Source organism: Arthrobacter sp. SDTb3-6 (assembly GCF_013376095.1).
Taxonomy (GTDB): Bacteria; Actinomycetota; Actinomycetes; order Actinomycetales; family Micrococcaceae; genus Specibacter.
This window is the reverse complement of record NZ_JAAMFN010000042.1, coordinates 1-19,895: the sequence shown is the minus strand read 5'-3', so window position 1 is coordinate 19,895 and position 19,895 is coordinate 1. Positions and strand designations below refer to the sequence as shown.

The window sequence follows — 19,895 nt, the reverse complement described above, 5'->3', positions numbered from 1 at the left end:
CCACTATGAACGCGACTAAGCTAGCAACTTTATACATCCCATCACCCACTGTGAGTGCATTCCAGGTGGGCCCTTGACCATCCGCTTCTACGCGCTGTGCATCCTCGCCGGAGTTGTCGTCGCCGTGTGGCTCGCGGGCAGACGGCTGACCGCCCGCGGCGGTCAACCCGGAGTGATCCTTGACATCACGATGTGGGCTGTACCGTTCGGCATTGTCGGCGGACGCCAATCCGAATGCTCGCACTCTCTCGTCTCCCGCAGTCAGTTCAGGTTCGCAGTTTGGCTCACGAAATTGATCCAAAATCAGGCCGGTCGGAACGGCGAAATCGGAAGCAAAATGCCGTAAAATTTGGGAAGTTCATGCCCCACTTCTCCAACAACGAGTCACCAAATTGCATCTTTCGCAATGGCAACTGGCCGCTTGGCAGACCGGACCAAAACCACGCCCCGAACAACGCAGTTCGTTGAAATAAGACGGCCCGCTCTCGACAACCCGTGACATGCCGTCCACGATGCCGATGAACCTGCAAACGGGCATCAAAAACCAACTCCGGTACAACGCTGCAGGCCCTGGTCACGTTTTACTCACGTTTTTCAACGAAAACCCACGCCAATTCTTGGCATGTCAAAGGGACCCTGTTGTCCAGCACTCCCCCGGAAACACGCTCGTTTTGGCGGTCAACGGAAGTTGTTGGCATGAGACTCCTGAGTTTCTCTTGGCCGCCGGTTCGAGTCCGGCCCGGGGCACCAAAAAGGGCCTCTGACCTGCGGTTTTACTGTTTTTGCCAGGTCCGCAGAAGGGGCCAAATCACGTTTTACTCACGTTATTGAATGAAAAGTTGGTCACGTTTTTGGCCTGTACAGGGCCAATTAAAACCCCGGTTGACGTCACGTTTTTCAACTGTCGGGCGAGAAAACCGCTAGATTACGCGGTTTTCCCGAGACTGGACGACTCGGAGGTGCGGCTGCCGACTATTGGCCCTCCGTTCGCCGTGCTCGTGGCGCTGAGTCCGTCGGGCAGTCATTCCCTGTCCTTGAGGCTGCCGGTAGCTGCGCGAGGCATGTCTCGATCGTCCAGCTTACGATATTCGGTGATATTCCTCTTGGCCACGGGCAATTGAATCGTTGTGGCAGGTCCTGCGACGACCACTCCCGGGCACGGCTCGGGAATCCCGCCAACAGGTGTGTAATGCCGTTCGTGACATGGCGTTGCCCGTCGGAGCGCATCTATGGTGGCCATTGTTGCCGCGCCTTCAAGCATTCCCTTGTGCGGGCGGGAGGTCAGATCGCAATGCAGGTGCGCCCTGGTGTGTCGACCGTTCCAGAGTGATTCCCGGAGTGTCGCCTCCGACGTAGCGGAGTTATGCCCGGCGTTGGAAGCTGTGGGGTTGGGTGCTTGACTGGGCGCATGGCTGATCGCAGTGTTTTGGTTTCCGGGGGCGGTATTGCGGGCTCGACCGTCGCGTACTGGATGGGGAGGGCCGGCTGGTCTGTCACGGTCGTGGAACGGGCAGCCGGCTTACGATCCAGTGGCAATCCTGTCGACGTACGGGGATCCGCCGTGGCTGTTGCGCAGGAAATGGGCATCTGGCCGCGCTTGAGGGAGGCAGCCACCGGTGTCGAACGGCTGGTCTTCGTGAACGCCGACGGGCGGCCCGTGGCATCGATCCGCACGCGCCCACGCGGCGGCCGCCGTGAAGAGGTGGAGGTCGCACGCAATGATCTCATCACTTTGTTGCTCACCAAGGCCCGGGAGCACAGTCACATCATCGAGGACGACTCGGTCACCGCCTTGCACCAGGATGGCGGCGGGATCGACGTCACGTTTCGGCGGTCCCCTTCCCGGCGCTTCGACCTGGTCGTGGGAGCCGATGGACTCCACTCCACCATCCGGGCCCTTGCCTTCGGTCCTGAGGAACGTTTTGCCCGCCCCTATGGCATGTTCGTGGGCACCGTGCGCTCCCCCATTCCCATAGAGGATCCACACACGGTGCTGATGTACAACGAACCGGGCACCTCGTTGACTATCCATCCGGCGGGTGGGAAGCCGGGGTTCGCGTTCATCTTCCGAGGCCAGCATGATTTCGACTACCGTGACCCGGACCAAGGCAGACGCCTCGTCGAGTCCACCTACGCTGGCGGCGGGTGGCTCACCACGTACGCCCTTCAGGAATGGGGCGCGGCCGAGGACCGGTACTTCGACGCCGTCACTCGCACCGATGTACCGCACTGGAGTGCCGGACGGGAGGTGCTGCTTGGTGACGCTGCCAGTTGCATCTCCCTGTTCGGTGAAGGCTCCAGCAGCGCGATCGTCGGAGCAAAGACCCTTGCCGAGGCTATTGCCACACACCCCGGCAACCACACGGCTGCCTTCGCCGCCTATGAACACGCACACCGGAAATACGTCCGGCCGCTGCACCGCGGCGCCGGCATCGCATCACGCCTCCTCGTGCCCAAGACCCGATTGGGTATCACGATGCGCAATGCAGCCTTGAACGTGCTCCCCTTTCAGAACCAGCGGTGAACCGTGCTCCGAGCGGCGCTCGTTGGGAGGCCGCCCGGATGCAGCATCCGCCATCTCCGTCTCGTCGGCCCCTTGCCCTGCATTGAACAAGTGTTTAGTATTTTGAGTATGAGTTCAGTACCTGATGAGCGGGACCTGACCGCCCGAGCAACAATTCGCAACGCTGCGTTGCGCCTGTTCGCCGAACGGGGGCACGAGGCGGTGACAGTGCGTGAGATTGCCACCGCTGCGGGGGTGTCACCGGGGCTGGTGCTTCACCACTTCGCGAGCAAGGACGGGCTCCGGGTCGCCGTCGACGCCCACGCGGCCGAGTCCCTCGACGCCATTTTCGCCGAGCTCGGCGGCCAGGACCTCACGGAGATGCTAGCCAGGGGTGAGGCCACAGGGTCGGTGGCCGAGGCCTTTGTCCAGGTCTTCCCGCCCGGCTCCCCGCTGCCGGCGTATCTGCGCCGGCTGCTGCTCACCAATGACCCTGCCGGGGCAGCCCTGTTCGCCCGGTGGTATGCCACGACCCGTGGCGTGTTGGATGCCATGGTTGAGAGCGGCATCGCTGCTCCCACTGACGACCCGGCCGTCCGTGCGGCATTCCTGCTCGTCAGCGACCTCGCAGTGATCTTGCTACGCGAGCAGATCACCACCGCCATCGGCAATGATCCCCTGACACCTACCGGCCTCGCCCGGTGGACCAGGGACGTCACCGCCGTCTACACCGGGGGCGCCTTCGCGGCCCCAGGGAAGGAACCTCCGTCATGACTAAGACCAACTTTGTGATCCGCACCGAGGGACTGACCAAAGTCTTCGGCAAAGTCCGGGCCCTCGACGGCCTGGACCTCACGGTCCGACAGGGGGAGGTCCACGGCTTCCTGGGCCCCAACGGTTCCGGCAAGTCCACGACGATCCGGGTACTGCTCGGACTAATGAAGGCCACCTCGGGACTTGCCGAACTTTTCGGCAGCGACCCGTGGCATGATGCACCGCGTCTGCACCGCCGGCTCGCCTATGTCGCCGGTGATGTCGCCCTCTGGCCGGCCCTGACGGGGGGCCAATGCCTGGACGTCCTGGGCGCCACCCACACCATGGTCAACAAGCGACGGCGGGCGGGCCTCATCGAGCGTTTCGACCTTGACCCCACCAAGCGCGTGCGCGACTATTCCAAAGGCAACCGGCAAAAGGTGGCACTGATCGCCGCCCTCGCCGCCGACGCGGAGTTGTTGGTCCTCGACGAGCCGACGTCGGGCCTGGACCCGCTCATGGAACAGACTTTTCAGCTGTGCGTCCGTGACCGGTGCCAGGACGGTGTGACCGTGTTGCTCTCCAGTCACATCATGGGCGAGGTGGAGGCACTGGCAGACCGGGTGAGCATCATCCGTCGGGGCCGCACCGTCACCAGCGGCAGCCTCGCCGCGCTACGCAGCCGCACCCGCAGCACCGTCCATGCCGTCACGGTGCGCGAGCCCGATGGGCTTCCCGAGGCGGAGGGGGTCGCCGACCACCACCAGGAGTGGCTCCACGGGCAGGTGGACTCGCGGTTTACCATCGACCCGGACCATCTGGATGCTGTCATCGGGCGCCTCCACACGGCGGGCATCCACACGCTCACGGTCACCCCGCCCAGTCTTGACGCACTGTTTCTTCGGAACTACGACCAGTCACCAAGCCCGGCCAACTCCGGCGACAACGTGACGGCCGCGGAGGCAACATCATGAACACCGGAACACCTATCACTTCGGATCGGAGGAACGGGTTGGGAATCATGCTGCGCATCGTCGGGCGCATCCAGCGGCGCAGCGCCCTGCTGTGGGTGCTCGTGCTTGGCGCCTCCATGATCGGCACCGCAGCCGGTGTCGCGTCCCTCTATGACAGCCCGGACAAGATCCACAGCTACGCCCAGGCCGTCACCTCCGGCAATGCCCTGCTTGCCATCAATGGCAAGGTCGAGGGCATTGATTCCCTGGGCGGGGTCATCCAGGACGAGTTTGGTTTCATGGCCGCGTTCTTGCTGCCATTATTGGGCATCGCCTTGGTGGCGCGGGCGACGCGCCGCGAGGAAGAGTCCGGCCGGCTTGAACTGCTCCTGGGCGGGCGCATCGCCCGCCATGAACCCACACTGGCCGCCCTCCTTGTGGCCACTGCTACGATCACCGTCACGGTGGTCCTGTTCGCCGTCGGTTTGGCAGCTTCCGGTGTCCCCGTTGCCGGTGCGGTCCTCTACGCATTGTCCCTGGGCGCACTGGCATTCGTTTTTGCCGGGCTTGCGGCACTGCTGGCCCAGCTCACCCAGCACGCCCGAGGCGTCTACCTCTGGTCCCTGCTGGTCCTTGCGGCATCGTATGTGCTGCGCGGCGTCGGCGACGCGACCCAGACGTGGGTGAGCTGGCTCTCTCCGCTGGGCTGGGCGGAAAAGGCGGCACCCTTCGGGGACCAGCGGTGGTGGACCCTGGCAATCCCGGTGGCCATCGGCCTCGCTTTGGGGGTCGCGGCACTGGGGCTGGCTGCCCGGCGGGATCTGGGCAGCGCCCTGGTCCATAGCGGCGCAGGCCCCCAACACGCAGCCGCACCCATGCGCAGCCCGATTGGATTCGCGGCCTGGATCCACCGCCCCGCGATTCTTGGTTGGCTCGCCGGCGGCGTGCTCCTGGCCGGGATGATGGGGGCGCTGTCCCAGCAGCTCCTGGGTGCAATGGCCGGCAATCCTGCCCTTGCCCAGGCCCTGGGTGTCGCCGGCGGCAGGCCCTTGGACGGGTTTGTCGCGGCCACCCAGCTCTACCTGGCCGTCATCGCCGCCGGGTATCTCGTCCAGGCCATCGGCACGCTTCGGGCCGAGGAAGCCGACGGACGACTGGAGACGCGGCTGTCCGGCACCTTGTCCCGGACTGGTTGGTTAGCCTCGCACACGCTGGTGGTGCTCGGTGGACTCATCATGATCGTGCTCGGATCCTCCCTGGTCTTGGCCCTGGCGACCGCAGTCTCGGTCGGCAACATGGCAGAGCTGGGCCCCACCCTGTCCTCCGGGCTGGCCTATCTTCCGGCCGAGCTTGTGCTCGCCGGGCTGGCGTTGGCGCTCTATGGCTTGCGTCCGCGGTGGTTCGCGATTGCCTGGGCCGGTTACGCCGTGGTCACGTTCATCGCGTTCCTTGGCCCTGGCCTGAAGTTCCGCCAGTGGGTGCTCGACATCTCCCCGACCACACACGTCGGCAACCCCCCGCTGGGCGCCGTCCAACCCAGCGCCCTCACCCTGATGGCCGTCACCGCCCTAATCCTCGGAGCGATCGGTTTTGCAGCCTTCAGCCGGCGCGGGGTCCCCCAAGGCTAAGACCCGGCTATTGCATCCCTTACCGGGAACCAGGGACGCTGAGCTGCCCTTTTGATCGTGCTGCCCGATGCGTCCCCCATGACTCGCCCCGTTGAGGCCGGTGACGGGCTGGGTCCGCGTGACGTTTCTCTACGTCGATTCCAGAAACGGGGCCGGCGCGAAGGCTGCGGCCAACAACAGCGGCCGGCCAAAGAAATAGCCTGGCGAAAGTCATTCAGTCCCCTCGCGCCAATGCTTCCGTTCGCGTGGAAGCTGGGAACGGACCTCATCGAGCATGTGCCACCCAAGTTTCCCCACCACCCGCCCGGTCAACGCGACGATTCGCCACCAATAACCCTGCAACGAAGGGTGCCATGGCGGTTCATCTCGCCAAATCCACAATGAGTAGTGACTCCATCACCATCTGGACCATGGGCATGAATGCTTCACGTCCCATGACGTCCTGAACTGTCCACGACAAGCCAGCCCATCTTGCCCCTCGTCGTTGACGAACATGACCGGGCCGAAAACCGGAGGTAGTGGACGTTGAGTCAGCCACGGTCGCTGTACCATCAACGTTTCGGGCGTGCCTTCAGGGTGGCGCCGACTCTCTCCACGGATGCGAACCAGGACAGCAAGTCCTGGTCGATCGCGCCGATGACTGTCCTCATGTTGGCAAGCTGTGCCGCGATGCTGCTATTGAGCAGTGGCTCCAAATGAGCCACACGGTTGCGTAACCGGTAGACACCGTCGACTGCCCGTTCAAGCTCGTGGACCGGTCGCCGAAGATGCGGAAAAGCATGGTGGAGTGCTTCATCCCAGAGCAGTTGCTTGCCCAGGTCCTTGCGTCCTGGGAGAAGGAATCGCCAGGTCCCCATGGACATGGCGGCAAGAATGTCCGCGTGCAACGGATCGCGCTGGTCCTTGGGCCTGGCCCTGGTTGAATGGCCGGCGCGATTCTTCGCTTCTGGTATGTCCCGGCCAACAATTCGTTCCAACAAGACCGAGGGATCCAGAAGCCAGTCACTGGAATGCGGCTCACCTTTGGTCGGGTTGATCTGTCCCGCGTTCCACACACATAATTGCTCGTCCAGGGCGTTGCGCAGGACCACCTCGAAAATGTGCAGCGCCTCATATACCCCACCGGACAGTTCTACGTTCCACCGGTAGAGCCGCACGGCACCCTGAAGGCTCCCGGCCGCGTCCAGGTACGGTGCCAACCGCGGCGGGCTCAGCCGCCTCAGCAGGACTGCCTCAACACTTATTTGTTCGCCCCTGTTCACAGTAGTAAACTGTAGTAGAAGACAGGGGCAGGTTCCCTGTTATGGATTACTGAGGGTCCCGCAGCCAGGAGCTGCGGGGCCCTCAGCTTTTAACTCCTTCTTAGTGCCTGCCACCACTACCTCCGTCGTCATCCTCACCCATTCCGTGCTCGGTAATCTCCGCGGGTGTTCTCCGAATTACCACCTGTTCGCTGCCAAAATCGTTCGCAGTTTGGCGCACGAAATTGATCCCAATTTAGGCTGACCAGGTCGGCCAGTCGGAGACAAATGGCCACCAAATTAGGGTGGATAGTGCTCCACTCCCCCAACAATCAGTCACCAAAATGCACATTTCACAGTCGACACTGGCCACACGACTGGTGGGCCGAGACCACTCCTCAAACAACAAGAATTGTTGCAGTACGACGGACCGCTCTCGACAACCGGTGACATGCCGTCGACGATGTCAATGAACCTGCAAACGGCCATCAAAAAGCAGCTCCGGCGCTGCGCTGCAGGTCATCGTCACGTTTTACTCACGTTTTTGAACGAAAACCCATGCCAAATATTGGCATGCCAAAGGGGCACTGTCGTCCCGCACTCCCCCGAAAACCAGCGGTTTTTGGCGTCGATTGGAGGCTGTTGGCATGAGGTTCCTGGGTTTCTCTTGGTCGCTGGTTCGATTCCAGTCCGGGGCACAAAAAGGGCCTCTGACCTGCGGTTTTACTGATTCGGACGTGCGCGCTGGGGCGGCAATTCACGTTGTACTCACGTTTTTGATCGAAAAGTTGGTCATGTTTTTGGGTTGTTCGGGTCCAATTAAGCCTCCATTTATCGTCCCGTTTTTCAACCGACGGGCGGGAAATCCGCGTGATTCCGCGGATTTTCCCGGCCTGGCGAGCTTTGGCCTGCGGCTGCTAAGTTTTGGCCCTCCGTTCGACCTACTCACGGCACTGATGACCATCGTTCAGCCAAGACCTTCCCTCGAGACTGCAATCAACCCGGAGCGGCAGATTCGATCTTCCAGCTCACGCAATTCGACAGTTTTGCCATGAACCACCAGCCCAACGGTCGGCTGCGGCAGATCCATTCCAACTCAGTGGCCTTCCAGCCGGCCAGACACCGAACCCGTCCCGTAAGGGGAACCTCCTGCGGGACAAGAAGTACCTGATTCTCGCGTGGGGGCGAGAATGCGGTGCACGAGATTGGTCGGGGCCAGTGGCCACGAGTCATCACTTTCTTGAATGATTGAAGGCAGGAGGCTGTTTTTCGCTTGTTCTGGCGGTAGTGTCGCCGTATGCCCGCGATCATAGAACCAAGAAGCGAACTGATACCCGATCCAGCCACAGTTACTGCCCTAGTGTCGCAACTGGTGGAAGGACCATGGCCACGCTCCGATCAGGACCGCGAGGTTCTCTTCAGGCGCCTCCGCCTCAAATCCGGAGAACGCTTGGATCATGACGCGGACGAATCATCTACGGCATCATTCACCCTCCTCACTGAAGTACCAGGCATTTCCTTTGCCTCATGGAATTTGTTTCGTGGCAAATTCATGAGCGTCCACTTCCACCTATATGTCTTCCCCGAGGCGGAGGCCACTGCGACCCGCCTTGGCCACGACGCCGTGTCGAGCCAATTGACGGATCTCTATGGCCAGCCAATAAGGCCGTGGGAAGACGAAGACGTGCCGCCTAGTATCTGGAAGGCAAATGGCCGCGAAATAGTCACGCATCTCTTCACCATGCGCGACAGCACACTGATGCTAAGCATTTCCGATGAAGACCTTGCAGAGGCAGCGGAAGCAGAAGCAGAAGCAGAAGCAATCAACGGTTCCCGCACGCCAGTCAAGAATGACCCGTCCCCGTAAGTGGAACCTCCTGCGGGACAGATGTGGGGCAGGAGAGAACGCGAGGGCGCATGCCTGCTTCGGTGCCACAACGCAGGGCTGCTGGGTTTACCAACGGGCACGCAGCATAGCGGCTCGGTCGCCCCTGCCGGGGTCGCCGCTACGAGTGAAGGAAAATCGATCAGTTCCCGTAGTGGCTGTTCCATCCGGTGGCTACGATCCCCTGGGCCTCGTCGAGGCTAAGTCCCGCGTCTATTGCTAATCGAGTAAAAACCTGAGCGGCGTTCAATACTGGTGAAGCGGTGACAAAGCCTGAGTTTACCCGGGTCCCTGCGGCACGCCCGGTTCGAATCAAGCCGACGCTTTCAAGCTCCTTATAGGCTTTGGCCACCGTTCCTGCGGCGACACGTAAGTCAGCTGCCAGCTGACGGACCGTGGGCAAGCGCGTGTCTTCTGCAAGTTGGCCGGTTCTGATGAGCGCCTCAAGTTGAGATCTGATCTGCTCTGCTGGCGAAGTAGGCGAGGCCGGGTCTAGCGTAATCACAGCGTGGCCTGCGGTACTACTTGATTTTCGATGGAGCGGGTAGCGCTCACTACTTTTAGGGCCGTTGCGACAGCTCTAACGAGAAGAGTAACGGTGGCGACCGCAATCGCAAGCGACACGAGAATCAGTAATATCGCGAGCGTATAGCCTGGCTCGATTTCGATGGTGCTTGGAACGCCGTAGAGATCTACGGTGGGCACTGGCTCTAAGTTGGCATTGAGCAGCGCCACCCCGGTGACGGCCCCTACTCCGGCGATCTGGAATCCGAGCGCCGCGCTGGAAACTGCCATGACGAATCGGGTGCGCAGCGATCTGATAGCGGTGTCTACGTCGAAAAGTTCGGGGGCCGTGGGACGTGCAGCTAGGGCAGTGCGACGCAGAGTCCAGTAAACGACAGTTATGAACAGGGCGGTGCATGCAATAAGGGGCAGGCCGTAGTACCAGCCAGGAAAGGGTCCAGTAGTTGCCATGTTGTATTGGATGTCTACGACCTGTCCATTCTCGACCCCCCAGCCGGAGAGAGAACGGTGAGCATAGACCCTATGCAAACCCTTCTCGTCGGCAGCGGAGTAGGCTCCTGCGAGGACTAGTGCGAGCATCAGAAGCACTGCTGTGGCTGCGGGAAGAATGAAAGCCCACTGTTTACCGAAGCTCATGGCGTTGCGTGGCTCCAACCCTGCAGTTCTCGACTGTAGCTTATCGATCGGCCATCGGAACTTCGGCCATAGGTTGGTTGTCAGCAAGCCAGTCAGGGAACCCGCCGCGCCGGCTAGGGCGTACGGCAACCCATAAAGATTCGCAAGAGCCCCGCCGGATGCCCAGACCCCTACGGCTGTCCCAAACCCGATAACCAATGCAATCGTTAAGCGCAGCGACTCGCTCCGAAGAAAGGATTTAGCAACTACAAGATTCTGGCCAGATAAGCGTTCAATTCGTGTCTCTAGGTCATTGCTGCTGCGTGGAATTTTGCGGAGAGCCAGCACCAAAGCGGCTACAACTAAGCCAATGATTCCTATCACGATGAGTAACCGTGTCGATCCCATAGTCTTCCAATCTTCAGCCCGTCATATCACCTTGTATCAACAAGGCAATACAAGCATCGAATTAGTCTTGTGTCAATGAGATGGCACAAGACCTTCGGGGGTTGCTGCTCCGTAAGTCGGTCCTCAAACGGTACGTACCCTGCCCTGACCTGCGCATTTAGAAGTTTCGAGATTCACAGGAAAGTCGACCGTCCCGTAAGACCCGTTCGATGACTTGTCCGGTGAGCGGAGGGTATACGGGACGCCTCTCGGCTTGGATTTCAGATGAGTTGGTTGCGGTGCAAACTGGTCCCGATTTACAGTGTTCAGCTGTTCTCACCTTCTCGAGGAAGTCATTCTTTCGCCTCCGAGGTGAAGTTTCTGTTCCCGTTAAATGCAGCCACGGACCTCAACGAACATGCGCTTCGTATGCTCCCCCACGGCAATCCTGCCAACGGGGCCCTTCGCCAACATCTCGTCGATAAATGTTGCCATCATGTGTCTCCCTCCACATCTTCAAGCAGCGATGACTCCATCACTATCCAAAAGCATTTACCAAGAAATTCAAGTTCCACGAAGTCCTGACAATGTCCGCGACAAGCCAGACCTTCTTGCCTATCGTCGTTGACGAACATGGCTAGGCTGAAAAACGGTAGGTGGTGGACGTAGATTCAGCCACAGTGGCGATGGCGTCAAGGATTTGGGCGTGCCTTCAAGGTGGTCCCAATTTTCTCCACGGACGCGAACCAAGAGAGCAGGTCCTGGTCGATGGCCCCGATGACTGTCCGCATGTTGGCAAGCTGTGCGGCGATGCTGCTGTTGATCAGTGGTTCCAAATGGGCAACTCTGTTTCTCAGCCGATAAACACCGTCTACTGCCCGTTCAAGCTCGTGGACCGGGCGCCGAAGATGCGGAAAAGCATGGTGAAGCGCTTCATCCCAGAGCAGTTTCTTGCCCAGGTCTTTGCGGCCCGGGAGAAGGAATCGCCAGGTCCCCAAGGACAAAGCCGCAAGAATGTCCGCGTGCAACGGATCACGCTGATCCTTGGGCCGGGCCCTGGTTGAATGACCGGCACGATTCTTCGCTTCTGGCAGGTCCCGGCCAACGACGCGCTCCAGCAAGATTGAAGGATCCAGGAGCCAATCGCTGGAATGCGACTCCCCCGTGGTCGGGTCAACCTGCCCGGCGTTCCAAACGCATAATTGCTCGTCCAGGGCGTTGCGCAGGACCACCTCGAAAATATGCAGCGCCTCGTATACGGCCCCAGAAAGTTCAACGTTCCACCGGTAGAGCCGCACAGCACCCTGCAGGCTCCCGGCCGCGTCCAAGTACGGTGCCAACCTCGGTGGACTCAGCCGCCTCAGCAGGACCGCCTCAACACTTATTTGTTCGCGCCTGTTCACAGTAGTAAACTGTAGTAGAAGACAGGGGCAGGTTCCCTGTTATGGATTACTGAGGGTCCCGCGGCCAGGAGCTGCGGGGCCCTCAGCTTTTAACTCCTTCTTAGTGCCGGCCGGCCCATTACTCTCGTCATCATCCTCACCAATTCGGTCCTCGGCAACCCCCGCGAGTGCTCTCCGGTCTACCACCTCGTCGCTCTTGAACCGTTCGCAGTTTGGCGTACGAGATTGATCCCAATTTAGGCCGACCAGGTCGGCCAGTCAGAGACAAATGACCACCAAATTTGGGTGAATGGTGCCCCACTCCCCCAGCAAACAGTCAACAAAAAGCACGTTTCACGGCCGATAATGGCCACACGGCTGGTGGGGCCGAGACCGCGCCTCAAATAACAGGAATTGTTGAACAGTGACGGCCCCCCATTCACAACCAGTGACATACCATCAACCATGTGGATGAACCTGCAAACGGCCATCAAACAACAGCTCCGGGGCTACGCTGCAGGGCCTCGTCACGTTTTACTCACGTTTTTGAACGAAAACCAGTGCCAATCCTTGGCATATCAAAAGGACCCGCTGTCCCGCACTCCCTCGGAAACACGCGGTTTTTGGCGGTCAATGGAGGCTGTTGGCATGAGAGTCCTGAGTTTCTCTTGGCCGTCGGTTCGAGTCCGACCCGGGGCACAATCATGGCGCTGACCTGCGGTTATGTTGTGTGGGCCGGGGCTTTGCATGGGGAAACGTTGCTCCAACTCATCTTTTACTCATCTTTTTCGCCCGGACCTTGTGACAGGTTTGAGTCGTCATTGGGTTCAAATTGCGCTCATCTTTTTCAACACGCGGGCCCAAAAATTGGCTAGTTTCCGCGGTTTTTATGTGACCCTCCCCCTCGACCGGTGGCGGTGAGGTGTTGAGCCTCCGATCGAAACGTCCTCAAGAGGAAAGGCGTTCTTCGCAAGTTCAACGACGGTGCGCAGCGCGAGTGAGGGGTTCGTGTCTCTCCAGGCAAGCGCGATGGGCAGCACGCTTGTGGCCTGGGCAAGTGGGCGGTACGTCACGCCGTCGACCTGGATGTGCCTGGACGAGCCGACCACTATGGAAACTCCGACGTCGGCACCCACCAAAGCCAGCAGGCTGTATGGGTCCGGTGCTTCCTGGGCGATGTGGGGCACGAAGCCTGCTGCCGTGCAGAGTGAGACCATGGCGTCCCGGATCCGGGAGCCGTGCGACGCCGGATAGGCGATGAATCGCTGGTCCCGCAGCGCCGCAATACTAACAGTCTCCTCCGCGGCCAGCGGGTGCTCGCTCGGTACGGCAACTATGAGGATTTCGTTGCGCACCAGGTGCGCTGATATTCCCGTTGGGGTGGGGGAGCTGACCACTCCAAGGTCGATCTCCCCGTCACGCAGCAACGTCAGGGCCTCTCCCGAGTAGAGCTGTGGCTGGAGTTCAAGGCTGATGCCGGGCTGCTCGCGCGAAACCTCCCTGGCCAGGATCGAAAGGATGGAATATCCGGTCGTGCCGGCAAACCCCACTTTGACGCTGCCGATTTCGCCCTGCTTCGCGGCCCGGGTGATGCGCTTGACGCCGTCGACGTGAACGTGAATGGCCTTCGCCGGTTCCAGGAGCGCAACGCCCGACGGCGTTAGGCGAACCTTGCGCGTTGTCCTTTCGAACAGTTCGGTTCCCAGCTCGCGTTCTAGGAGGCGAATGATCCGGCTCAGGGCGGGTTGGGCCATGTTTAGTTTCTCGGCGGCGCGCCCGAAGTGCAGTTCCTCCGCGACCACCAGAAATGCCTCAAATTGCCTGAATTCCATGCCGACGGCGCCTCCTCGTTTGGTCGACGGCCCGCGCCGACTACATTGTTGTGAATTCTACATCAATGGTTGTGCAATTATGTCTTGGACTCAAAGAATCAATTCTGAAATAGTGACATACAGCATAGGGGCGAGTGAGGCCCCCCACCTTTCGGAGGAATTGAATGAGCATCAGGAATGCATCAACGGAGCAGGAACCCAGCGTCTTGGGCATTGACCCAAGGCAGGCCCGCAAGGCCGGCCTGGCCGCCTTTGTCGGTACCACCATTGAGTGGTTTGACTTCTTCATTTATGGCACGGCATCGGCCCTGGTCCTTGGGAAGCTGTTCTTCCCTGATGCGTCACCGGCCATCGGCACCCTGGCGGCCTTTGCAACGTTTGCCGTCGGCTTCATCGCCCGCCCCCTTGGTGGCGTGATCTTCGGCCACTTCGGAGACAAGTTCGGCCGCAAGAACACCGTCATCACCACCTTGCTTCTGATGGGTGCTGCAACCGTCGGGGTGGGGCTCCTGCCAACCTACGCCCAGATTGGCGTGATGGCTCCCATACTCCTGGTGCTGCTGCGTGTCATCCAGGGTGTGGCCATGGGCGGCGAATGGGGCGGAGCGGTGCTCATTGCCACCGAGTTTGCGCCGCCCAAGAAGAAGATCCTCTACGGTGCCTTTGCCCAGCAGGGTTCCCCCGTGGGCAACCTGCTGGCAACGCTGGCATTCCTGGGCCTGACATTCCTGAGCAATGAGGCCTTCACCTCTTGGGGCTGGCGCCTGCCGTTCCTGGCCTCCGCCGTCCTGATCGTCATCGGCTTGTACATCCGCCTGCACATTAGCGAGACGCCCGAAATGATCAAGGCGGTCGAGTCCAAGCTCCAGAAGAGGGTCCCGCTTGCTGAGGTGCTGAAGAACCACGGCGGCGTTGTGCTCCTCGCCATGGGCGCCGTTGTTGCCGGCGTTGCACTGACTTACGTAAAGACCACCTTTGCGCTCTCCTGGGCCACCAAGGATTTGGGCTACAGCCGCTCGGAGTTCCTGCAGGTAATTACCGTTGCCTTGGTCTTCCAGATGGTCGTCCAGCCTTTCGGGGCCATCCTGGCCTCCAAGATCGACGTCAAGAAGGCAGTCCTGTGGATGCTGCTGCCCGAAATTGTGCTGCTGCCACTGATGTTCCTCATGATCAGCACTGGCAACATCGGCCTGTCGATGCTGGGCATGGCACTGGCCACCTTGCCCACCTGCATGTACTACGCCGCCTTGGCCGGCATCCTGGCGCAGCTTTTCCCGGCGCACATCCGGTACACGGGGATATCCGTCTCCTACCAGGTCTCCACGGCGATCTTCGCCGGCACTGCACCATTCCTGAGCCAGCTGTTGTTGAACGTGAGCGGTTCGATTTGGCCTGTGGTGTTCCTCGGCTTGGGCTACGTGCTGTTGTCCCTGGTGTGCATGACAGTGCTGCTGCGCAGCAAAGCATGGGCCAATCGCCCAGGCCACCTCGCAATTGCCGAGGCCTGAGAATCCATGGCCTGAGAGCCGCAGCACCAGGCATTTACTGAAAAATCTTGAAAGGCACGTGCAACACAATGAACTTTGCAACCAGCGATCCGGCCCTGATGCCCCTGGTGGAGCGCTACCTCGCCCCGTCGGACAGGGAACTGCTTGTCCCGGTCCTCAACCAACTGGGCGAGGACGCCGACAGCCGCCTCGCCACGCTGGCCGACACCGCCGACAAGAACAAGCCGACGCTGGAGCACTTTGACCGCGACGGCAACCGGGTGGACCGCATCAGCTACCACCCCAGCTACCTGGAATTGTCCAAGGCGGCCTACGAGCAGTACGGCCTCTCCGCCCTGTCCCACCGGGGCATCCACGGCTGGACGGGCGTCGCGCCGCACTTGGCCAAGTACGCGCTGTCCTACCTCTTTGTGCAGGCCGAATTCGGTCTTGCCTGCCCCGTGTCCATGACCGACGCCGCGGCGCGCACGCTGCGCAAGTTCGGCGACCCGGAGCTGTTCGGCGCCTACATCGAAGGCCTGACGTCCACCGACCCCGAGAGGCGCTTCACTGGCGCCATGTTCATGACCGAAACGCAGGCCGGTACCGACATCGCCATGACCGAAACCAAGGCCGTGCCCGACGGGGGCGCCTGGCGGCTGAGCGGGAAGAAGTGGTTCACCTCCAACCCCGACGCCGACGTCGTGCTGACGCTCGCCAAGTACCCCGGCGGCGACAGCACCACCCGCGGCGTCGGACTGTTCATGCTGCCGCGGCTGCGCCCTGACGGCACCCGCAACAGCTACGTCATCGACAGGCTCAAGGACAAGCTGGGCACCCGCTCCATGCCCAGCGGCGAAATCACGCTCGACGGCGCCTACGCCCTGCAGGTGGGCGAGCTCGACCGTGGCTTCAAGCATATGGCTGAGATGATCAACACCTCCCGCTTGTCCAACGCCATGCGCTCGACCGCCCTGATGCGCCGGGCCGTCGCCGAATCCGTGGCCCATGCACGCCAGCGTGTGGTGTTTGGCAAGCCGCTGATGGAACAGCCGCTCATGCGCATGACCATCCTTCCCCTGCAGCTGGAAGCGGAGGCGGCCCTGGGGCTGATCTTCCACTCCGGCGACACCCTGCAAAAGGCGGACGCCGGCGACGAGCGGGCCAAGGCGCTCATCCGCGTGCTCACCCCGATTGCCAAGCACTACATCTGCAAGAGGGCCCGCTTTGTTACGGGCGAGGCCATGGAAATCCGTGGCGGCAACGGCTACATCGAGGACTGGCCGAACTCCCGGCTGCTGCGCGACTCCCACTTGGGCTCCATTTGGGAAGGCTCCAGCAACGTCATCGCCCTGGACGTGCTGCGCTGCATGACGCAGTACGGCGCCCACCAGGTGGTGGGGGCCGCCATGGCCGAGAAGCTCGCAGCCCTGGAATCCACCGATTGCGCCCCCGGCGCCCAGCGGCTCACGGACGCTTGGCACGAGCTTGTCCAGCGCGGCGACGACATGCTGGCCCAGTCCACGGAGGATGCGCAGGCGCTCATCGGGCACTACACCAACTCACTGGCCTGGCTGATCATGGCCGTGCTGCTGCTTGAGCAGGCCCAGCATGAAATGACGGCGGCGGGCACGTACCGCAAGCTGCTGGTCGCCAACTCCTACATCTCCTTGATCGTTGAGGGTCGGACGGACAGCACCCCTGAGGCGCTGGCCTGGCTCGACGAGATCGTCGACGGGGCACAGGTGCCCCGTGAGGCCGCCCTCAAGGTCTTCAAGTAGGCGCCGGAAGAAGCTGAACACGATGGAAAACACGATGAACCCCACCACCTCCGGCCCGCTGGCAGGCATCAAGGTCGTTGACCTGTCCAAGATCCTCGCCGGCCCCTACGCCACCATGTCCCTGGCGGACCTGGGCGCGGATGTCACGAAGGTCGAGCACCCCGAGGGCGGGGACCCCACCCGCTCCTGGGGCCCGCCGGTTGCGGGCACCGACGCCACGTACTACCTGGCCATCAACCGCGGCAAGAAGGCGGTCACCATCGACCTGAAAAGCCCCCAAGGCCAGGAAACGGTGCACCGCATGCTGGCGGAGGCGGACGTGCTGGTGGAGAACTTCCGCCCCGGCTCCGGCCTGCAGCGGATCTTCGACTACAAGGTGCTCTCCGGGCGCTACCCGCACCTTGTCATCCTGCACATCTCCGCGTTTGGTGACGAGGGCCCGCTGCGTGACGAGCCGGGCTACGACATGATTGCCCAAGCGGCCGGCGGGCTCATGTCGTTGACCGGGGAACCGGGCGGCGCGCCGCTGAAGGCAGGGTTCGCGATGGGAGACCTTGGCGCCTCACTCTTCGGGATCATTGGCCTCCTTGCCGCCCTGCTGGAGCGCTCGCGCACCGGGCTGGGCCAGTACGTGACAACTTCGCTGTATGAATGCCAGCTGGCGTTGCACGTGAACTGGGCAACCAACTACTTTGCCGACGGGAAGCGCCCGGGCCCGCTGGGTTCCGGACATCCGAACCTCGTCCCGTACCAGGCGTACCAGGCACAAGACGGCTACTTCGTCATAGCCATTGGCAATGACGCACTCTGGCAGAAGCTGTGCGCCGCGATTGGGCGCCCTGACCTCGGCGCGGATGAGGTCTTGGCAACCAACAACGGCCGCCTGGCAAACCGCGAGGCGCTGAACATCCAGCTGGAACTTGCGCTCAAGGCAAAGACAGTCGTCGAATGGTGCGAGCTGTTCTCCGCCCGCGGCATCCCGGCCTCACCCATCCGCAGCCTGGACGAGGTGTACGCACACCCGCACACCACCGCGCTGGACATGCTCCAGACAGTGGAGCACCCGCGCATCGGGGCGCTGCAGCAGGTGGCCTTCCCCGTCAACTTCAACGGACAGCGCCCGCGGGTCCGCATCGCACCGCCGGAACTCGGCGCCGACAACAGCACGGTGCTGCCCCGCTACAGCCCGCTTCCGGCCGCCACCGGCCGCTAAACTCGTAGCCTACGCGCGCAGCCAACCCCAAAGACCCCTGGAAAGAGACAGACAGTGAACTCCCCCGCCACAGAAAACAACACGGCCGTCCTGGCCAAATCCGACATATTGAACCTTGACGCGCTTTTTAGCAGCGGGGAACTAGCCCTGCGCGACACCGTGCGCGAATTTGTGGCCGAGCGCATCCGGCCCAACATCAAGGATTGGTACGAAAACGCACACTTCCCCGTCGAGATCGCGAAGGAGATGGGGGCGCTGGGCCTGCTGGGCATGCACCTGGAGGGCTACGGCTGTCCGGGCCGCACCGCCGTCGAATACGGCCTAGCCGCCATGGAGCTTGAGGCCGGGGATTCGGGCCTGCGCACCTTCGTCTCGGTCCAGGGCTCCTTGGCCATGAGCGCCATCCACAAGTGGGGCAGCGAGGAGCAGAAGAACGCGTACCTGCCGGGCATGGCTGCCGGGGAGATCATCGGCTGTTTCGGCCTGACCGAGCCGACCGCCGGATCGGACCCGTCTTCCATGGCCACCTTCGCCCGGCGCGACGGGGACGGCTGGGTGCTCAACGGGGCCAAGCGGTGGATCGGGCTGGCCTCGATTGCCCAGCTCGCGGTGATTTGGGCGGCCACTGACGACGGCGTACGCGGCTTCCTGGTGCCCACCGACACCCTCGGCTTTACGGCCACCGTGATCGAGCCGAAACTGTCGATGCGTGCCTCGATCCAGTGTGACCTGGAGTTCGAGGACGTCCGGCTCCCGGCGGATGCCGTGCTGCCTGGCGCGAAGGGCCTGCGCGGCCCGTTTTCCTGCCTGAACGAGGCCAGGTATGGCATCATCTGGGGTGCCATGGGGGCCGCCCGCGACAGCTACGAGGAAGCGCTGAAGTACTCGCTGGAGCGGATGCAGTTCAACAAGCCGCTGGCCGCATACCAGATCACGCAGCAAAAGCTGGTGAACATGCTGCTGGAAATCCAGAAGGGCACGCTGCTGGCCATCCACACTGGCCGCATGAAGGACGCCGGCACGCTGGAACCCGTGCAGATCTCTGTCGGCAAGCTGAACAACTGCCGCGAGGCCATCCAGATCTGCCGCGACGCCCGGGCCATCCTCGCCGGCAACGGCATCACGCTGGACTACTCGCCGCTGCGCCACGCCAACAACCTCGAATCCGTGCGCACCTACGAGGGGACAGACGAGATCCACACCCTGATCATGGGCAGCCACATCACCGGCATCCCCGCCTTCCGCTAGGGACTGCGCACGTGACTGCGGCAATGCCGAATTATGAGACGATCAGCACCGGGCTGGCAGACGGGCTCGCCACCATCACGGTCAACAGGCCCGAGGCCCGCAATGCGCTGAACCCTACAGTCGTGCGTGAAATCCGTGAGGCCCTTGAGGACTTTGCGGGCAAGGATGAGGTCGGTGCCGTGGCCTTCACCGGTGCCGGGGAGAAAGCCTTCATTGCCGGCTCCGACATCAACCAGCTGGCGAGGTACACCTTTGCCGACGGCCTCACGGCCACCATGCAGCGCTTCTTCGACTACCTCGAGGACTACGAGAAGCCAACCATTGCGGCAGTCAACGGCTTCGCCCTCGGCGGGGGCAATGAGCTTGCCATGGCATGCGACATTCGCATCGCCTCGGACAGCGCCCGCTTCGGCCTGCCCGAAACCAACCTCGGGATCATCCCGGGGGCGGGCGGCACCCAAC

General features: G+C 61.8%; 15 protein-coding genes and 1 pseudogene. 11 read left to right on the top strand and 5 right to left on the bottom strand.

Going from position 1 to position 19,895, the window contains the following annotated elements; genetic code table 11:
- Window positions 1-5: 5 nt before the first annotated feature.
- The 5 genes and pseudogenes from G6035_RS20255 to G6035_RS16575 form a co-directional block, all read left to right on the top strand.
- Window positions 6-226 (top strand): annotated as a pseudogene (locus G6035_RS20255) (prolipoprotein diacylglyceryl transferase family protein); the annotation flags it as partial.
- A 1,182-nt stretch (window positions 227-1,408) separates the two neighbouring features.
- Window positions 1,409-2,524, top strand: a complete 1,116-nt coding sequence (locus tag G6035_RS16590; protein ID WP_176618216.1) for an FAD-dependent monooxygenase — start codon at window positions 1,409-1,411, stop codon at window positions 2,522-2,524.
- 108 nt (window positions 2,525-2,632) lie between these two features.
- Window positions 2,633-3,277, top strand: a complete 645-nt coding sequence (locus tag G6035_RS16585) for a TetR/AcrR family transcriptional regulator (RefSeq protein WP_176618215.1) — start codon at window positions 2,633-2,635, stop codon at window positions 3,275-3,277.
- Window positions 3,274-4,230, top strand: coding sequence for an ABC transporter ATP-binding protein (locus G6035_RS16580; RefSeq protein ID WP_176618214.1), 957 nt, complete (start codon window positions 3,274-3,276; stop codon window positions 4,228-4,230). The genes G6035_RS16585 and G6035_RS16580 overlap by 4 nt, the downstream gene beginning before the upstream one ends.
- Window positions 4,231-4,277: 47 nt before the next feature.
- Window positions 4,278-5,837, top strand: a complete 1,560-nt coding sequence (locus G6035_RS16575; protein ID WP_176618213.1) for an ABC transporter permease — start codon at window positions 4,278-4,280, stop codon at window positions 5,835-5,837.
- Window positions 5,838-6,388: 551 nt separating this feature from the next.
- On the opposite strand, the gene G6035_RS16570 is transcribed toward G6035_RS16575, so the two are convergent.
- Entirely contained in the window at window positions 6,389-7,036 is a 648-nt protein-coding gene (locus G6035_RS16570) for a hypothetical protein (RefSeq protein ID WP_176618212.1), read from the bottom strand.
- Between the two features lie 1,339 nt (window positions 7,037-8,375).
- Between G6035_RS16570 and G6035_RS16565 the strand changes: the two genes are divergently transcribed.
- A complete protein-coding gene (locus G6035_RS16565) occupies window positions 8,376-8,945 on the top strand; it encodes a hypothetical protein (RefSeq protein ID WP_176618211.1) in 570 nt (189 codons plus the stop codon).
- A gap of 160 nt (window positions 8,946-9,105) precedes the next feature.
- Here G6035_RS16565 and G6035_RS16560 read toward each other — a convergent pair whose 3' ends face one another.
- From G6035_RS16560 to G6035_RS16545, 4 genes are all read right to left on the bottom strand, one after another.
- The gene (locus G6035_RS16560; protein WP_176618210.1) at window positions 9,106-9,468 is read right to left on the bottom strand and encodes a GntR family transcriptional regulator; all 363 of its coding nucleotides are present in this window, start codon (window positions 9,466-9,468) and stop codon (window positions 9,106-9,108) included.
- Window positions 9,465-10,124, bottom strand: a complete 660-nt coding sequence (locus G6035_RS16555) for a hypothetical protein (protein ID WP_176618209.1) — start codon at window positions 10,122-10,124, stop codon at window positions 9,465-9,467. The genes G6035_RS16560 and G6035_RS16555 overlap by 4 nt, the downstream gene beginning before the upstream one ends.
- A gap of 1,058 nt (window positions 10,125-11,182) precedes the next feature.
- Window positions 11,183-11,818 (bottom strand): hypothetical protein, encoded by a 636-nt coding sequence (locus G6035_RS16550; RefSeq protein ID WP_176618208.1) that lies wholly within the window; start codon window positions 11,816-11,818, stop codon window positions 11,183-11,185.
- 941 nt (window positions 11,819-12,759) lie between these two features.
- On the bottom strand, window positions 12,760-13,704 hold the full coding sequence (locus G6035_RS16545) for a LysR family transcriptional regulator (RefSeq protein WP_176618207.1): 945 nt from the start codon (window positions 13,702-13,704) through the stop codon (window positions 12,760-12,762).
- A gap of 164 nt (window positions 13,705-13,868) precedes the next feature.
- On the opposite strand from G6035_RS16545, the gene G6035_RS16540 reads away from it, so the two are divergent.
- The 5 genes from G6035_RS16540 to G6035_RS16520 form a co-directional block, all read left to right on the top strand.
- The gene (locus G6035_RS16540) at window positions 13,869-15,212 is read left to right on the top strand and encodes an MFS transporter (RefSeq protein ID WP_176618206.1); all 1,344 of its coding nucleotides are present in this window, start codon (window positions 13,869-13,871) and stop codon (window positions 15,210-15,212) included.
- A gap of 68 nt (window positions 15,213-15,280) precedes the next feature.
- The gene (locus G6035_RS16535; RefSeq protein WP_176618205.1) at window positions 15,281-16,972 is read left to right on the top strand and encodes an acyl-CoA dehydrogenase family protein; all 1,692 of its coding nucleotides are present in this window, start codon (window positions 15,281-15,283) and stop codon (window positions 16,970-16,972) included.
- Between the two features lie 34 nt (window positions 16,973-17,006).
- On the top strand, window positions 17,007-18,185 hold the full coding sequence (locus tag G6035_RS16530; RefSeq protein WP_176618204.1) for a CaiB/BaiF CoA-transferase family protein: 1,179 nt from the start codon (window positions 17,007-17,009) through the stop codon (window positions 18,183-18,185).
- Between the two features lie 54 nt (window positions 18,186-18,239).
- A complete protein-coding gene (locus G6035_RS16525) occupies window positions 18,240-19,433 on the top strand; it encodes an acyl-CoA dehydrogenase family protein (protein WP_176618203.1) in 1,194 nt (397 codons plus the stop codon).
- Between the two features lie 23 nt (window positions 19,434-19,456).
- On the top strand, window positions 19,457-19,895 hold a 439-nt coding region (locus tag G6035_RS16520; RefSeq protein WP_176618202.1), incomplete at its 3' end, for an enoyl-CoA hydratase/isomerase family protein.

Excerpts from the sequence above, each read along its gene's own strand:
- G6035_RS16535 (WP_176618205.1), top strand. The coding sequence starts at position 15,281 with ATGAACTTTGCAACCAGCGATCCGGCCCTGATGCCCCTGGTGGAGCGC.
- G6035_RS16575 (WP_176618213.1), top strand. The coding sequence starts at position 4,278 with ATGCTGCGCATCGTCGGGCGCATCCAGCGGCGCAGCGCCCTGCTGTGG.
- G6035_RS16565 (WP_176618211.1), top strand. The coding sequence starts at position 8,376 with ATGCCCGCGATCATAGAACCAAGAAGCGAACTGATACCCGATCCAGCC.
- G6035_RS16530 (WP_176618204.1), top strand. The coding sequence starts at position 17,007 with ATGAACCCCACCACCTCCGGCCCGCTGGCAGGCATCAAGGTCGTTGAC.
- G6035_RS16540 (WP_176618206.1), top strand. The coding sequence starts at position 13,869 with ATGAGCATCAGGAATGCATCAACGGAGCAGGAACCCAGCGTCTTGGGC.
- G6035_RS16545 (WP_176618207.1), bottom strand. The coding sequence starts at position 13,704 with ATGGAATTCAGGCAATTTGAGGCATTTCTGGTGGTCGCGGAGGAACTG.
- G6035_RS16590 (WP_176618216.1), top strand. The coding sequence starts at position 1,409 with ATGGCTGATCGCAGTGTTTTGGTTTCCGGGGGCGGTATTGCGGGCTCG.
- G6035_RS16580 (WP_176618214.1), top strand. The coding sequence starts at position 3,274 with ATGACTAAGACCAACTTTGTGATCCGCACCGAGGGACTGACCAAAGTC.
- G6035_RS16555 (WP_176618209.1), bottom strand. The coding sequence starts at position 10,124 with ATGAGCTTCGGTAAACAGTGGGCTTTCATTCTTCCCGCAGCCACAGCA.
- G6035_RS16585 (WP_176618215.1), top strand. The coding sequence starts at position 2,633 with ATGAGTTCAGTACCTGATGAGCGGGACCTGACCGCCCGAGCAACAATT.